Annotated in this window: 12 protein-coding genes; 8 read left to right on the top strand and 4 right to left on the bottom strand. The window is 49.8% G+C overall.

What is annotated here, in order from left to right:
- Positions 1-253 precede the first annotated feature (253 nt).
- The 3 genes from NDA02_RS07720 to NDA02_RS07710 all read left to right on the top strand — a co-directional run bounded on the left by NDA02_RS07720 (position 254) and on the right by NDA02_RS07710 (position 3,982).
- Positions 254-1,057 carry an alpha/beta hydrolase gene (locus tag NDA02_RS07720; RefSeq protein WP_190794438.1) on the top strand — a complete coding sequence of 268 codons (804 nt, stop codon included), beginning with the start codon at positions 254-256 and terminating at the stop codon, positions 1,055-1,057.
- A gap of 553 nt (positions 1,058-1,610) precedes the next feature.
- Positions 1,611-1,994 carry a response regulator gene (locus NDA02_RS07715; protein ID WP_190794437.1) on the top strand — a complete coding sequence of 128 codons (384 nt, stop codon included), beginning with the start codon at positions 1,611-1,613 and terminating at the stop codon, positions 1,992-1,994.
- 113 nt (positions 1,995-2,107) lie between these two features.
- Positions 2,108-3,982, top strand: coding sequence for an ABC transporter ATP-binding protein (locus NDA02_RS07710; protein ID WP_190794436.1), 1,875 nt, complete (start codon positions 2,108-2,110; stop codon positions 3,980-3,982).
- Positions 3,983-3,986: 4 nt separating this feature from the next.
- On the opposite strand, the gene NDA02_RS07705 is transcribed toward NDA02_RS07710, so the two are convergent.
- On the bottom strand, positions 3,987-4,628 hold the full coding sequence (locus tag NDA02_RS07705; protein WP_190794435.1) for a class I SAM-dependent methyltransferase: 642 nt from the start codon (positions 4,626-4,628) through the stop codon (positions 3,987-3,989).
- 252 nt (positions 4,629-4,880) lie between these two features.
- On the opposite strand from NDA02_RS07705, the gene phnD reads away from it, so the two are divergent.
- Together phnD and NDA02_RS07695 are read left to right on the top strand one after the other, a co-directional pair.
- Positions 4,881-5,789 carry a phosphate/phosphite/phosphonate ABC transporter substrate-binding protein gene (phnD, locus tag NDA02_RS07700; RefSeq protein WP_190794434.1) on the top strand — a complete coding sequence of 303 codons (909 nt, stop codon included), beginning with the start codon at positions 4,881-4,883 and terminating at the stop codon, positions 5,787-5,789.
- A 156-nt stretch (positions 5,790-5,945) separates the two neighbouring features.
- Entirely contained in the window at positions 5,946-7,730 is a 1,785-nt protein-coding gene (locus tag NDA02_RS07695) for an ATP-binding protein (protein WP_190794433.1), read from the top strand.
- 126 nt (positions 7,731-7,856) lie between these two features.
- On the opposite strand, the gene NDA02_RS07690 is transcribed toward NDA02_RS07695, so the two are convergent.
- Both NDA02_RS07690 and NDA02_RS07685 read right to left on the bottom strand, forming a co-directional pair.
- Positions 7,857-9,347: a 1-acyl-sn-glycerol-3-phosphate acyltransferase gene (locus tag NDA02_RS07690; RefSeq protein ID WP_190794432.1), complete on the bottom strand. Its 1,491-nt coding sequence runs from the start codon at positions 9,345-9,347 to the stop codon at positions 7,857-7,859.
- A gap of 123 nt (positions 9,348-9,470) precedes the next feature.
- Positions 9,471-9,680 carry an SMR family transporter gene (locus NDA02_RS07685; protein ID WP_347277930.1) on the bottom strand — a complete coding sequence of 70 codons (210 nt, stop codon included), beginning with the start codon at positions 9,678-9,680 and terminating at the stop codon, positions 9,471-9,473.
- Between the two features lie 162 nt (positions 9,681-9,842).
- Here NDA02_RS07685 and NDA02_RS07680 point away from each other — a divergent pair, with 162 nt between their 5' ends.
- From NDA02_RS07680 to NDA02_RS07670, 3 genes are all read left to right on the top strand, one after another.
- The gene (locus tag NDA02_RS07680; RefSeq protein ID WP_348247476.1) at positions 9,843-10,673 is read left to right on the top strand and encodes an AraC family transcriptional regulator; all 831 of its coding nucleotides are present in this window, start codon (positions 9,843-9,845) and stop codon (positions 10,671-10,673) included.
- A gap of 165 nt (positions 10,674-10,838) precedes the next feature.
- On the top strand, positions 10,839-11,318 hold the full coding sequence (locus NDA02_RS07675; RefSeq protein ID WP_190794430.1) for a DUF3291 domain-containing protein: 480 nt from the start codon (positions 10,839-10,841) through the stop codon (positions 11,316-11,318).
- 270 nt (positions 11,319-11,588) lie between these two features.
- Positions 11,589-13,031 (top strand): GTP-binding protein, encoded by a 1,443-nt coding sequence (locus tag NDA02_RS07670; RefSeq protein ID WP_190794429.1) that lies wholly within the window; start codon positions 11,589-11,591, stop codon positions 13,029-13,031.
- A gap of 307 nt (positions 13,032-13,338) precedes the next feature.
- Here NDA02_RS07670 and NDA02_RS07665 read toward each other — a convergent pair whose 3' ends face one another.
- A complete protein-coding gene (locus tag NDA02_RS07665) occupies positions 13,339-15,708 on the bottom strand; it encodes a response regulator (RefSeq protein ID WP_190794428.1) in 2,370 nt (789 codons plus the stop codon).
- Between the last annotated feature and the right edge of the window lie 3 nt (positions 15,709-15,711).

The following is a 15,711-nucleotide window of genomic DNA, read 5'->3' as shown; positions in this document are numbered from 1 at the left end:
TACGTGAATCGGAAGGCATCATGCTAAAGCTGGATGTTTTTCGTCCATTTAATAAATTATTCTTATTTTGATACATACAAGCATTACAGCCTTTTTCACTCACTTAAGGTATGGGGAGTGTGGAGGCTTCGCACCCATCCAAGGGTAAAACTTCTGCACCCCATTTTTTATACTTCTTTTGTACTTCATCAGCCTGAAAACGGCTGTATTGCTTCATCACAGCACTATTGCGAAACACGGCTTAAGCAATCGAATGAAAGACCAACTCAGAGGACACTCTATTCAGCTCGGACAGGGCAAGCTGTTCTATCGAGCGGCGGGCAATCTAAATCAGCAGACCCCCATTTTCTTTTTACATGGTTGGGGCATCTCGACGGAACCTTATCAGGAAGTGCTGTCGCTATTTGCGCGTTCCCATGCGCTGGTTGCGCCAGATTTGCCTAGTTTTGATCAGTCCAGCGATCCCCGGCTGTTTACCAGTTATCAGAGCTTTGCCGATCGCCTGATCGAACTGCTCGATCTGCTGAAGCTGGAATCGGTGCATTTAGTCGGCCATTCACTGGGTGGCGGGATTAGCATTTGGCTGGCAGCGCACTATCCCGATCGCGTCAAAAGCCTTAGTTTGATAGACAGTACCGGAGTTCCGTCAGGTTCGGTTCCCGAAGTGCTGCTGAGGCGATCGATCGAGATGCCGTTGCAGCTTTCATTGCCCAAGCTGAAGCTTCAGTTTGTGGACATTCCTCAAGTGTTTGCCAACAATCTGCTGATGAATTTGCCAAATGTGATCAGCGCACTGCTGATTTCGCTAATGGAAGACATCACGCCTCTACTGCCCCGGATTCAAGCTCCCAGTCTTATTTTATGGTCTAAAAAAGACCTGACCACGTTGCTGCCCTGCGCTGAAACGATGACGAAAATGATTCCTGATTCTCGTCAGGTTCTCGTGGAGGAAGGCTATCACGAATGGGGACTGCTCTATCCCGAAAAAATGACGACGATCGTGCTGAATTTCATTCATGAAATTGAAGCTTGTGCTGCGGTGGGCAGCGTGAAATAAAACGAGGTTCCCTAGTTGGGGCAGCTCTTCAGGACGCGAAAATTTAATCGCATTGCTAATAAGATTCTGAAAAAGCTGAACGAGCAGCGTTTCATTTCCGCTCCCCGTTGGCAGCAGATTTCTATCAAGGGTTGTTTGTTCTGCCAGGATTGAACTGCGTAAATTTTCGATCGCCTGCTGTATAACCGGATTTCAGTAAACTAATTCAAAAAACTAATTCAAAAATCTGTGCTTCAGGCTGAGTTCTGCCATACTTCAGCGTATCCACGATGGTTTTTTGCATTCGATGGGTTGCCGTTGCGATCGATCCCAAACATTGTTTCGCATCTTCATCCAGCGATGCCTAATATTTCACTGTTGTGATTTGCTTAAAGAGCTTCAAATGGGTTGAGTACAAAGCTTGAGGTGGAAGGACACGCTCAATCGTTAGCCCTCAATCACGATAAAAGGCTAACCAATCTGGGTACTCTACCCCTGCTCCTCGTCGTTAACAAACGATCGCCGGAACACAAGCCATAACAGAATTGCTAGAAAGGATTTTGAGTGGAAGCTGATGAACGCGAAGCGAATTTTAATCATCGATGACGAAGAAGACATTCGAGAAATTGCACAAGTAAGTTTGAACCTTATGAAAGCATGGGATGTTGTCACCGCCGCTTCGGGTGAAGAAGGTACGAAACTAGCAATCCTGACCCAGCCCGACGCCATTCTTCTAGATGCAATGATGCCTGAGGTAGATGGAGTCGAGACGTTAAAACGGCTCCAGACGCACCCCGCAACGCGAGTAATTCCAGTCATCATGCTAACAGGGGCAACGCAACCTTCAAAGCGGCAAATTTATCTTCAGGCAGGAGCCAGAGCGATTGTGCAGAAACCCTTCGATCCGGCTCAGCTTGGCTGTCAGATTGCGGCTGCTCTGGAGTGGGCACAGACATAGGACGATAAGACGGTAGCTATTTGCCCCGATCGATTTCCCCATTGATTCTTGGCATTGATTCCCCGCATCAGGACGGCACAATAGAACAATGTCTTTAAGGAACGCTGATTGTAATGAAGCCTCGCCGTCCTGCTACTGATTTGTCTGCCTTGCATCCTGCCCCTGCCGTTCATCCACTTCGCCGTCTGCTGGACTATGGGCGACCCTATCGATCGCAGATGCGACTGGCAACGCTCTGTTCAATTTTGAATAAATTTTTTGATCTGGCTCCTCCTGTCCTGATCGGTGTGGCGGTGGATGTGGCAGTGAATCAGCAAAACTCCTGGCTGGCAAATCTGGGGATAGTGAACATTCGATCGCAGTTTGTGATTTTGGCGATTCTCACGTTTATCATCTGGAGTCTGGAGTCAATTTTTGAATATGCCTACGGGTGGCTATGGCGCAACCTGGCACAGAAGCTTCAACACGACATGAGACTCAATGCCTACCAGCATTTGCAGGAGCTAGAGCTAGAGTATTTTGAGGCGAGAGACAGCGGCAGATTGATGTCAATTCTCAACGACGATATCAACCAGCTAGAGCGGTTTCTTGACTTTGGCGCGAACGATATTTTGCAGGTGCTTACAACAGTGCTTGTGATTGGGGCGGGCTTTTTTATCCTGGCTCCCAGTGTGGCGTGGATGGCAATGCTGCCGATTCCGTTTATTTTGTGGGGGTCGATCGCTTTTCAAAAACTGCTTGCGCCGAGATATGCAGACGTGCGCGAGAAAGTGAGCCTACTCAGTAGCCGCTTGTCGAATAATCTGGGCGGCATTGTCACGATCAAAAGCTTCACCACCGAAGCGTATGAGGTCGATCGTCTGCGTCAAGAAAGTGAGGCATATCAGCAAAGCAACCGCCGCGCCATTGCCCTCAGTGCTGCCTTTGTACCGCTGATTCGGATCATTATTTTGCTGGGATTTACGGCTTTGCTGGTGTTTGGTGGTCTGCAAACGGTGGAAGGCAAGCTGGCAGTGGGAACTTATAGCGTCCTGGTCTTCATGATTCAGCGATTGCTGTGGCCCCTCACCCGGCTGGGCGAAACGCTCGATCAGTATCAGCGGGCAATGGCTTCGATCAATCGCGTTATGGGCTTGCTCGATACCCCAATCGCCATTCATTCTGGCGAAATTGCCCTCAATCGCAACGGTTCCACGCCACCTGCCCCAAGCCTGCATCCGGCCAACGGCTTCCATGCCTCAACGTCCACGGTACGCGGTGAACTGGTGCTAAAAGACGTAACCTTTGGCTACCGCGATCGTCCTCCGGTGATTCAAGACCTGTCGCTGCATATTCCTGCCGGAAAAACAATCGCGATCGTTGGCTCTACCGGATCGGGCAAAAGTACGCTGGTAAAGCTCTTGCTGCGGCTTTATGAAATCCAGTCGGGCAGCATCACTCTGGACGGCATCGATATTCGCGATCTGGAACTGCATAGTCTGCGGCAGGCGATCGGCTGGGTCAGTCAGGATGTGTTTCTATTTCACGGCTCTGTTCTGGAAAATATTATCTACGGCGACCCCAGCGCAAGCTTGTCAGAAGCGATCGCCGCTGCCAAAATTGCCGAAGCCCATGACTTTATCGAACAGTTGCCCCAGGGCTACGACACGATCGTCGGTGAACGGGGACAAAAGCTTTCCGGTGGTCAGCGGCAGCGACTCGCCATCGCCCGTGCTGTGCTGAAAAATCCGCCGATCCTGATCCTGGACGAAGCCACCTCTGCCGTTGATAACGAAACCGAAGCCGCCATTCAGCGATCGCTCGACCAGATCACCCAAAACCGCACAACGATCGCGATCGCCCACCGCCTCTCGACCATCCGCAACGCCGATCGAATCTACGTGATGGAATACGGCAGGCTGATCGAACAGGGCAAACACGAGGAATTGATCGATCGACAGGGCGTGTATGCAAGCTTATGGCGGGTGCAGTCCGGGATTCGATCGTAGTGGATCAATTGCGCTGAGCAATTACCGCATAAAAAGGGTCAGTTCCGCCAATCCCCAACATTTGCAGGAAACTGGGAACGTTGCCCTGCCGCATCACCACTTCGGGTTCGCTGAAACCGGGAATCGCTTTGAAATAGCGTTTCACTAGCTCCACGCGATCGTCTTCAGAGCCATCTCGCCACGCCTGAATCGCCTTCTGGTAAAACATCCGATTCGAGAAGCTGACGATCGCAATCCCACCCGGTTTCAAAACGCGGTGAATCTCCGCAAACACCGCTTCGGGACGCTGAAGATACTGCACGGAAACCGTATTCAGCACGGCATCAAAGGACTGATCAGGCAGGGGAAAAAGCTGATTGTCGTTCAAATTCTGCACAAAGTAGTGATCCAGACGCGGATTGCGGGCAAGCTCCTCGGCGTTGAGTCCGTGTCCTTCGACGTGAGCAAACTTCATCTCGTCCGGCAGATGGGAAACCCAGCTACTCATCATGTCAAAAATGCGCGTATCAGGCTTCAGCCGTTCCCGGTACAGGTCGGTCAACTGCTGAATAAAATGCTCATCGACGTGGGTGACAAATCGCGGCACGCTGTAAAACTCGCGATCGTCCGATTCATCCAGCTTGGTGCGTTGAGGGGGTTGCAGCATCGGGGGCAATAATCATGACTCTACTCTTCCTAGTTTAGAAAACTTATTGCAGGAAACGAGTTGAGCAAAGGCTTGTCCCAAGCGGCTTGTCAGGAAGGCTATCAGATTTGAGCTAAGCAATTTCACGGGCTGAAGCGTTTTGCACCAGAAGCAGCAACGCCAAAAAAACGAGTACATTTACATACCCGCTGACAGGAATTTACTTGATATGGTGTAGGCGAATTAATTTTATTCTTAACCTTAGCATAACCTATGAAACGACGCAACTTTATTGTTTGTTCTACGTTGTTCGTCGTCTCCAGTTGCACAGCCGCAACAACACAGCCAAACCGCACGAGTGGCAACCCATCTGCTGGAACTCAGATGAGCAAGCCTGAAAAACTGCGCTTTGCGGTGTCTGATGTCAAAGGTATCGAGGATCTGCAAAAGGACTATGAAGCACTGCGAGTTGTCCTGGAACAAACGCTGGCAACCCAGGTTGAGTTTTTCCCGGTTGAGAGCTACATCGCGGCGGCTTCGGCTTTGCAGCAGGATCAGGTCGATCTGGTGTTCACGGGTCCGTCGGAATATGTGGTGATGCGTGCCCGCACGAATGCGGTTCCGGTTGCCGCCATTAAACGCGACAGGTACTACCCGGTGGTTGCGGTTTTGGCAAATCGTAATATTCAGTCGCTGAATGACTTGAAGGGTAAGACGATCGCGATGTGGGAAGTGGGTTCGACCAGCGGCTATCTGGGTCCAACAAAGCTGTTAATCGATGCCGGGCTAGACCCTAAAACCGATGTCAAAATCGAGCTGATCGGCAAGAAAGGACTTCCAGCCCTCAAAGACGGCAAAGTAGATGCTTGGGCAGGCTCAATTCGGCGATACGAGCAGTTTCTAGAATCTGAACAACTGACTCCAAACAATTTGCCGCTATTAACCAAAGGAGCCGATTTACCCGCTGATCCCTTTGTGGTGAGCAGTAAGCTGGATGCCGAATTTGTCGCAGAAATGCGGAAACAGTTGTTTCAGAACCAGGACAAGCTTTTAGAAGCGATCGCCCCGGCGGATGGTGCAAAGTTTACTGGAGCCAAATTAATTGAGGCGCAGGATGTCGATTACGACATGATTCGCGAAGTCTATCGAGCGATCGGACAGGGTGCGTTTTTGCAGGGCTAATTTGAATGGCGTTAGTTTTTGGTTATGCATAAATTTTGGGAACCGGGTAGAGCCAACTCCCCCAACGAGGTAACTGCTTCACATCGTTCTGACCCCTGCGCTGATTCGAGTTCACCAGAAATCACGCAGAATGCGCTTTGTAAATGGTGGGCTAGAGTGTCGCAACCGGGTATTGCCAGAAAAATTGGCTATGGCTATATGCTGGCGATTGGGGTTGCTACACTGGGAGCAACGATCGGCTTGATCGTGGGTGACTATTACCAGAAACAGGCGCAGACCCAGCTTGCGATCGCCCGTAAGCAACAATCGCTCCTGACGAATCTGGAACACGAAATTTTAGAACTTCGATCGCATCCCCAACGCCTGGTGATGGTGTTTGGAGACTCAATCTGGTTTGATTTTGAGCGAACAGCATTTCTGACTCGCGTTCGCGAAGCACAGGAGTTGGTCGCTGAACTCAACGCCTTTATTGAACGCAATCCCCATAATCTGGCGATCGGGGCGACTGGATCAAAAAAGCTGGCAGAAGAATACGAAACGAACACAGAAGCCTATGCTGACTGGGTGCGAACGATTTGGCAGCAGCTCAACCCAGGCAGCCTGACTCAGCCGGAAATTCCAATTGCTCAACAAAGCCTCCTGGCATCTCTGCGGCAAGAACCCGCGATCAGGCTGGATGTCAAGTTTGAGCAGCTTGCAGAGCAATTACATCAAGCCCTGGAAACCGCGCAGAAGCAGCAGGATGATGCCGACATCCAGCTACAAACTGCGGAAGCCCTGCGGCTGCAAATTATCCTGACGGGTCTGGCAGTTGCAGCCGCCATCGCAGCTCTGCTAGCACTCTACACCAGCCGTGCCATTGCTCGACCAATCGAAGCCGTCACTCAGGTTGCACAGCGAGTCAGCCGTGAGTCAGATTTTCAGTTGCAGGCTCCAGTTCTCAGCCAGGATGAAGTGGGGGTTTTGGCAATTGCTTTTAACAATCTGATTCGGAAAGTGGCTGAGTACACCCATGCGCTCGAACTCAGCCGTCAAACGCTAGAAGACCGTGTAGAGGAGCGAACCCAGGAACTTCAGCAGGCACTTGACCATGTGAAGAAAGCCCAGTTGCAGCTCGTGCAGGCAGAAAAAATGTCCAGTTTGGGGCAGCTTGTGGCGGGCGTTGCCCACGAAATTAACAATCCAGTGAACTTCATTCACGGGAATCTCAGCCACGCCAGTCAATACACCCAGGATTTGCTGGAACTGCTGGATCTTTACCAGTGCCAACTGCCCAATCTCCCGTCGGCAATTCAGGACAAAGAAGAGGACATTGATCTGGCTTTTTTGCGCCACGACTTACCTAAACTGCTGCAATCGATGAAGGTTGGGGCGGAGCGAATTCGAGAAATTGTTCAATCGCTGCGAACTTTTTCCCGGCTGGATGAAGCCGCAATCAAAGAAGTGGATATTCATGAAGGACTGGACAGTACGCTGATGATTCTGCAAAATCGCCTGAAGGGGAAATCCGATTATCCAGCAATCAAGGTTATCAGGGAGTATGGCGTTTTGCCCCTGGTTGAATGCTACGCCGGACAGCTCAATCAGGTATTTATGAATATTTTGAGCAATGCGATCGATGCTCTAGAAGAACGGAATATTCAGCAATCGCTCGTTGAAATCGCAGCCCCGCCCCGCACAATTACCATCCGCACTCAGGCGATCGATCGCACTCAAGTTGCCGTTTGGATCAAAGACAATGGACCGGGTATGACTTCGGAAGTTCAACAGCAGTTATTTAATCCGTTTTTTACAACAAAGCCTGTGGGTAAAGGAACAGGAATGGGGATGTCAATTAGCTATCAGATCATTACTGAACGTCACCGAGGAAGTTTAGAGTGTATTTCTGAGCTGGGGAAAGGGACGGAATTTGTGATAACGATTCCAATTCGATCCATGTAAGTAGCTGGGCGCAATTAAACGATGGATGAAGATGGGGGTGGAGGGGGCACAATCCCCTCCTTGGGGCTTCGCCTCAAACCCCGCTTAATCTGCCATTTAATTACTCTGCCATTTAATGGCAATGACCTACTTAGTACGGATTTGCTCTGCTGATATAAACGATTCGTCCTGCGAGAAAATCATTTGTTCCAGAGCATTCTGTAAATCCTGAGTCAGGGTGGCGACGGCTTGGCGGCGATTGGTTTGATAGCCTGACCATCGATCGCTGATCGAAATGGGTTCGCCGATCGTGATAAAGGCTTTTTGTTTACCCAGGCGAGGACGGGGGAACGGAAATTTTCCTTTCAGGCGAGTGACCGTATCCCAGACGAGCAGCAGCATTTCGGCAAAGCGTTCGGCGGTGGGCTTTTCGAGAACATAGCGTCCGGTGACGCTGACGAAGGTTTCGACTAAGCGCATGTGCCACAGCCGCAAATCGGATTCTTCAGCAATGCGATCGGCTAGACCTCGCTCCACAGGCGGCAACTGCTCAATATCTTTAATGTCTTCGCGATAGATCCAGTCCCAGCCAGCCTGCTCCAGACGGCGACAGCGATCGGTCAACGTTCCTTTGGGAAGGACTTTGAAGAATTCCTCGGCGACAGAAAGAGCCGTATTCAACAGGGTTTGCAGCCGCATGGCAAGCCGTATATTCGCTGGATCGCTTGCCTCGATCGCGCTAGGCGTAGGAATCATGCCTGTTCCCGCTTCGAGCGTCGTCGGGGCTTTCAGTTCCCGGTGATAAAAGCGGATGTAAAACTGCTCCATCTGCGTCAGCAAATGCTCTCCCAAGCGAATCAGCCTGCGATACTGACGTTCCTGAGCGGGAGTGAGTTTAGCCTCATCCGGGAGAGGAACGCTCTTAGCCTCCACTTCGCCCGCTAGCCCGCAGTCTGTCTCCAATTCCGTCATCAAGCGATCGATCGCTTCCCACGGTTCCGAGACGTAGTGATACTGAATGCCGATCGGCAAAATCACCACTCGCTCGGTGCGTCCGGCTTTGTGCAAATCTTCCTGACACCAGAAGCCAAACTGGGCAACACCGGGTTCGATCGGGCTAACGATTTCGTTGTGTCCGTTGGTTGCGCCTTCGGGAGCAGCGGCGATCGGGAATTGTCCTTCCGCAAAAAGCTGTCGTGCCGATCGCAGTCCGGGGAGATCCACTTTGCCGCGTCGAATCGGCGTGCCGCCCAGCCGGGGATAGAGCCAGGAGACGAGCGAACCTGCCCAGAGGGGAATGCCGCGATCGTAAATAAAGTGCGAGTGAACCGGAGCCTGAAGCCGAATGCCCATTGTTGCCGCCGTTCGGGGAACGCAGCGCGAAACGAGATGAAACATACAGAGCGGGTCATTCGAGCTGGGATGCCGGAACGCCATCATAAAGCGCACCTTACCCGCCTGAAATTCTTCGTAGAGCTTCACCAGTGTTTCGACCTGGTTTGCCTCTATGTCTACCACCTGCTCACGCCAGCGTATCCAGGAAGGCGCAGCAAGATGAGTCATTTGACGTACCAGAGGATCGTAGTTTGGCGGCAGAAACTCAAGCGGTGGCTGAGCCTGGGTGATGAAGTTCGGCAAGGGACAATCTCCAGCAGTGCGGTCTTTAGTGCTGTCTTTATTGTGCAAGCTGGTTTTGCTTCTGGGGCAATCTTTGTGCCGCGATCGATCACTGTCTCAATTTGTTGTTCATTCCCTTCCGACCTACCCCTTGCCCAAATTCAGCCCAACCCTGCCGATCGTAATTAGCGCAATACAACTTACTTTTCCCAGCCCCATTCCTTCGCCAAACAGCAGCACACTTAGAATGGATATACCCGTCACGCCAATCCCAGACCACACTGCATAGACAACGCTAATTTCAATTTCTTTTAAGAACAAACTAAAACAGAAAAAAGAGAGCGGATAGCCGATCGCCGAGCCAATTCAATAAACAGGCTTGATGAATCCATTCGCAAGTTTGAGACAGACCATTGCAAAAATTTCGGACGCGATCGCCAGACTGATTTGCAATTCGGTCTGCGATAGTATGAAAACCAAAAACTATCTATCTCTGTACTCGGATATTAGTAGGCGATGAGTTATCGAATTCAGCAAAGCACAAAACTTTTATCATTTTCAGAGTTCGACCACCTAGACCTATTTCAGGCACAGGCACTTCACTATCGCTATGCGCGTCATTCTCACCCTACCTATTCGATCGGCTTAATCGAAGCAGGACTTGGAGGCAATTATTACCGAGGTGCGACTCATCTGGCTCCGCCCCAAAGCATGATTTTAATGAATCCAGAAGAGGTTCATACAGGCTATTCTGCCGAGGGATTACCGCTCACCTATCAGATGCTTTATCCCAGTGTGCAGTTAATGGAGCAAATTGCAGGTGAACTTCAAGGCGATCGATTTCCTGATTTCAGAATTCCTGTCGCTCAAAATCAGTCTTTAGCAGAAAAATTCGCTTCGCTGCTGCACAGCCTTGAATGTTCAAAGGATAAGTTCACTCAGCAGTGTTTATTGATTGATGTTCTATCGCTGATCATTACTCAGCATGCAGGTATCAAATCTCGATCGATTCAATCGAATCAGGAACATCAGGCGATCGGTTTAATTAAGGAATATCTACACGATCAGTACAACACCAATATTTCCTTAGAACAGCTTGCGGAACTTACTCATCTCAACCGTTCTTATCTGATTCGAGTGTTTAGTAAAGCAGTCGGAATGCCCCCTTATACTTATCTAACTCAGGTGCGGGTAGAAAAAGCAAAAGAGCTGCTTCGGCAGGGAATGTCGGCAGCAGAAACAGCGATCGCGGTTGGAATGGCAGACCAGAGCCACCTAAATCGCCACTTTAAGCGAATCGTAGGGGTAACGCCGGGACAGTATCGCCATATTTATTCTCAGCAATAGGTTTCGGAATGGGTTTCAGGAATGGGCTTCAGGAATAGAGCAATCAATTTCAGGGCAGCAATTCACGTCTAAAAAGATACTGAAAGCAGATGTCAATATCGTTCAAGATGGTTTTCTGAAAGGGTTTAATACTGAGGTCATCGTTCATTACACTTCACTCAACCGATGGCTTCTCAAGATTCATCCCAGGCTTATTATCTTGCCCAAATCAACATTGCCCTGATGAAAGCTCCACTTCACGACCCAATCATGGCCGAATTTGCAAATGCTCTGAATGCAGTCAACGCGATCGCCGATCAGAGCCAGGGATTTGTATGGCGGTTAAAAGACGGGGATGGAAATGCAACGAATATTCGCGCCTTTGATGATCCCCAGATTCTGGTGAACCTATCAGTTTGGCAAAATGTAGAGTCGCTTAAAACCTATGTTTATCAGAGTCTCCACGGTAGTTTTTTTGTGCGCCGCCGCGCCTGGTTTGAAAAATATCCAGGGGCACATTTCGCAATGTGGTGGATTCCCGCAGGTCACATTCCTTCAGTCGAGGAAGCCAAAGCCAAGCTAGACCATCTCTGGCTGCACGGAGACTCAGAAACCGCCTTCACTTTTGCCAAACCCCATCCGCAGCCGATCGTTTCACATTACTGATTTCCATTCACTTCACTCATCTCCATTAACTTCTAACTTCTCAGAGATACGGCGTTTTTCACTCCCGTAAGGTACGGGGGGTGTGGGGGCTTCGCCCCCACGCAGGGGCACAGCCCCTGCACCCCATTTTTTGTACTTCAATAGCTTGAACAAGGCTGTAACTTCCAAGACCACGGCATTCTCTACGCCCGCCTTCGTACTATCCGATCGCCCCAAAGCCCTGGTCTGAGTGAGAATAGAACTACATTTCTCATCTCGATCGCCTTTCCTATGGAAACGCCCCGTTCTTCTGCTGACTCTGCTCAATCGTCTGCCAGTTCTCATACCAGGCTGGTTCCGGCTCGGCTGCAAGATTTTCACTTCGATCGCGCCCATACAAGCTTGAAGCAGGCAATTAGCCGCTATGCCCAGCAGTTGCGAATTCGCAGACCCGGAACTCCCGTGGAGCTACAGGCAGCCCTGAAGACGGATCTCGATCGCCTCACGGCCAGTCTGGAAAAGCTGGATCAAGGGTTGATTCGGATTGCGGTGTTTGGGCTAGTGAGTCGCGGCAAGTCGGCGGTGGTAAATGCGCTACTGGGGCAAAAGGTGCTGCAAACGGGACCGATCAACGGCGTAACGCAATATCCGCGATCGGTGTACTGGTCGGTTCGAGAGGGAATGCCCGTTGAGCTAATTGACACGCCCGGATTAGATGAAGTGGGTGGCGAATCGCGGGCAAGCATGGCGCGACAGGTGGCAGACCAGGCGGATCTCATTCTGTTTGTGGTGGCAGGCGACATTACTCGCACCGAATACCGGGCACTGACTGATCTACAGCAGGCAAATAAGCCGATCGTCCTCGTATTTAACAAGGTAGATCTGTATCCGCGAGTCGATCGCCAGTCAATCTTCCAAAAGCTGCAAACCCTCTTTGTCCAAAGCGGTGACAGCGACGAGTTTAGACCCCGACTCAGTCCGCAAGACGTTGTCCTTGTTTCGGCAGAACCCGCACCGATGGAAGTTCGGGTCGAGTATCCTGACGGACGGGTCGAGTATGAGTGGGACGCACCAGAACCGCAAATTGACCCACTGCGCGAAAAGCTGCTGGAAATTCTCAATCGCGAAGGCAAATCCCTGCTGGCACTCAACGCACTGCGGCAAGCCAGCGAAACTGAAGGCTCGATCGCTCGCAAAACAGTGAAATTGCACGAGCAAGCCACTGAAGATCTGATTTGGCAGTTCGCTAAGTGGAAAGCGATCGCCATTGGCGCAAACCCGATCGCCGTTTTGGATCTAATGGGCGGAGCCGTCACTGATCTGCTAATGATCCGCGCGCTCGCTAAGCTCTACGGTCTACCTATGACCAGCTACGAAGCGGGGAAACTGCTGAAGGCAATTCTGTTTAGTTCGGGTGGCTTGCTGTTGGGTGAAGTGGGGAGCGGAGTGCTGCTCGGCATGGGCAAAAGCGGGGCTGCAGTGGCAACGGCATTTGATAGCGTCAATGGCATTATGACCTACGGCACAACAGCAGTCGCGCAGGCAACGCTGGCAGGTTTCGGCTCTTATCGCGTGGGTAAGGCGGCTCAGGTTTATCTGGAGCAAGGCTGCACCTGGGGACCGCTGGGCGCGGATACGGTGATTCAGGAGATTTTGAATCAGGTCGATCGCGAAACGGTGATTTATCGTCTGCGGCAGGAACTCCTTCAGAACGAACCGTTGAACAGGCTTTAATCGGGCTTAGATTGCGGTGGGTTTCCGAGTGTTTCCGCTGCCAAAACCATTGCTTCGGCAGCAAATTCAGCAGAGGGAATTTTGAGAAGCTGTACAATTCTTAATATTCCTTTGAGGAAGCAGACCTTTCCCGCTGAGTTCAGCAGAGAATCCGGTCACACACAATCTATTTGACATACCCGAGAAGTGATGGAAAAAGCTGTGATTTGAGTACCTAGATCTGACAGTTTCGATAGAAATTGTTTGCCTTTAAAAGTTTTTGCGACCCAACCTTCAGTAGACATACATTCACTATCAGCCAAACAACCTAATTTCCTGCTTCTACAGGTTGTTCTAATACAGCCCGTAACGTTCCTAGCAAATCTTGAATGGTATAGGGCTTATCAATAAAGTCCTTAACTTCGCTAGCTTCTCTCAATTTATCGTTAGACATAAATCCACTCATGGCAATCACTTTGATCCTCGGATTAATTCTCCGAAGGTTCTGAATCGTTGTTGGACCATCCATAGATGGCATCATCATATCCACTAAGGCAACAGTAATCTTATGTTTGTATTGAGCACAGAGCGAAATTGCTTCAATTCCATTATTCGCTATCAGCACACGGTAGTTATAGGCTTCTAATGAAGCTTTCGTTATTGCTAAAATTTCTGTTTCGTCATCTACAACAAGAATCCATTCTTCATTTCCATTAGGCGGATTAGAAGGTTCTACTCGTGGGGAAACGGATGCTCCTATCGCTGGTAAGAATACTTTAAATTCAGTGCCCTCTCCCAGCTTGCTAACCACATCAATGAACCCTCCGTGGCTTTTAACAATGCCTCTCACCGTAGAAAGTCCTAACCCTGTCCCTTTACCAATTTCTTTAGTTGTAAAAAACGGTTCAAAAATTCTATCCGTAATTTCAGCTGACATTCCGGTCCCTGTATCTTTGACTGTAAGTCCAATGTAGGAACCAATGGATGCATCAAGATTCATGCGGGCATAATGTTCATCTACAATCACGTTTGCAGCAGAGATGATGAGCGTACCGCCATTTGGCATCGCATCACGAGCATTAACGACCAGATTCATCAGCACTTGATGTAAGTGAGTTGCATCCCCAGAAACTGACCAAAGCCCCGGTTCCACATAGGCTAGCAACTCAATCGATTTTGGAAATGTCTTCTCAGCAATTTGCTTAACTTCGTAGACCAGATGCTTCACCTGCACGCTCGTCCGTTTCCCTTCCACGCCACGGGCAAATTGGAGGACTTGCTTGACGAGAGCAGCCCCACGTCTAGTATTCATTTCAATGATTTTAAATAAATGCTGGCTCTGCTCGTCGGCACTGGGAAACTTGTACTGTAACAATTGTGCTGTAGCTAGAACAGGGGTCAGGATGTTGTTGAGATCATGAGCAATGCCGCCTGCAAGGGTACCCAAACTCTCAAGCCGTTGAGTTCGCAGGAATTGGCTTTCGAGCTGTTTCTTTTCAGTGATGTCTGTATTAACTGTCAAGAAAGATTTGGGTTGCCCCTGGGCATCATGCATTAAGGTCCAACGGCTGGTGACAATAATTTCTTTGCCCTGCTTATTGACTTGATGCAATTCGCCTTGCCAAGTACCACATTCAATTAAACTTCTTTGAGCAACCTCGAGTTGCTTGAGTGAGTCTGGTCGATACAACAGTTGAGTCGCATTTTGGTCGATCGCCTCTTCAGCGTTCCATCCATAGAGATGCTCTGCACCCTTGTTCCAATACTGAATTTTGTTATCCAAATCTCGTACTAGAATGGCATCGGTTGTAATGTTGAGTAGAGCCGCCTGTTCCCGAATCTTGTCTTCTGCCTGCTTGTGCTGAGTTAGGTTAAGGACAAAACCAACGATTGCCTGAGATTCATCGAGCAAAGCCCCGCCAACCATGACAGGAATGCGGTATCCATCCTTGTGAAAATATTCCTTTTCAAAGGCACTAAACGCTCCAGTATTGGTTAATTCTGCCAGTGCGGCTTCATGGAGGTGGACATATCCTGGAGGTGTCATTGCGTGCCAATTTAACTTCCCAGCTTTCAAGTCAGCGCGATCGTATCCAACGATTTGGAGGAAGGCATCATTGGCGTCTGTAATACTGCCATCTGCCAGGCTAAAAATAATGCCAATCACATTGGATTCGATTAAACGTCTGAACCGGGCGTCACTGCGCTGCAGTGCTCTAAACGCTTGCTCACGTTCTTCTTCTACCCGCTGACGCTGTTGAATTTCCTTTTCTAGCCGCTCATTCTGCTCTGTTAATCGCTTGGTCAAGTTTTGCAGCCGAAAGTGAGTATTGATTCGCGCTAAAACTTCTTCATGATCTAGCGGTTTAGTGATGTAATCAACTGCCCCAAGATTTAAACCTTTGACCTTATCAACGTTATCGCTAACAGCGGTTAGAAAAATGATCGGGATCTCTTGCGTAGTTGAGTTTGCCTTTAGGCGACGGCACGTTTCAAACCCATCTATTCCGGGCATGAGAATGTCTAGCAAAATCAAGTCGGGTGGAGCATATTCTGCTAGAGCAATCGCTCTTTCCCCATCTTCAGCGATCACCACTTTGAAACCATCGGCTTCCAGCAAGTCGAGCAGCACATCTAGATTTGTGGGCGTATCATCCACGATTAAAATAACGCCTTTCTCAGCAATTCCTGTATTCATAAA

It is taken from the genome of Leptolyngbya sp. ST-U4 (genome assembly GCF_039962215.1).
GTDB lineage: Bacteria > Cyanobacteriota > Cyanobacteriia > Elainellales > Elainellaceae > Leptolyngbya_A.
This window is presented reverse-complemented; position numbering and strand designations above follow the sequence as displayed.

Bases quoted from the DNA above. Each gene is read 5' to 3' on its own strand.
- NDA02_RS07720 (WP_190794438.1), top strand. From the start codon at position 254: ATGAAAGACCAACTCAGAGGACACTCTATTCAGCTCGGACAGGGCAAG.
- NDA02_RS07715 (WP_190794437.1), top strand. From the start codon at position 1,611: ATGAACGCGAAGCGAATTTTAATCATCGATGACGAAGAAGACATTCGA.
- NDA02_RS07710 (WP_190794436.1), top strand. From the start codon at position 2,108: ATGAAGCCTCGCCGTCCTGCTACTGATTTGTCTGCCTTGCATCCTGCC.
- NDA02_RS07705 (WP_190794435.1), bottom strand. From the start codon at position 4,628: ATGCTGCAACCCCCTCAACGCACCAAGCTGGATGAATCGGACGATCGC.
- phnD (WP_190794434.1), top strand. From the start codon at position 4,881: ATGAAACGACGCAACTTTATTGTTTGTTCTACGTTGTTCGTCGTCTCC.
- NDA02_RS07680 (WP_348247476.1), top strand. From the start codon at position 9,843: ATGAGTTATCGAATTCAGCAAAGCACAAAACTTTTATCATTTTCAGAG.
- NDA02_RS07675 (WP_190794430.1), top strand. From the start codon at position 10,839: ATGGCTTCTCAAGATTCATCCCAGGCTTATTATCTTGCCCAAATCAAC.
- NDA02_RS07670 (WP_190794429.1), top strand. From the start codon at position 11,589: ATGGAAACGCCCCGTTCTTCTGCTGACTCTGCTCAATCGTCTGCCAGT.
- NDA02_RS07665 (WP_190794428.1), bottom strand. From the start codon at position 15,708: ATGAATACAGGAATTGCTGAGAAAGGCGTTATTTTAATCGTGGATGAT.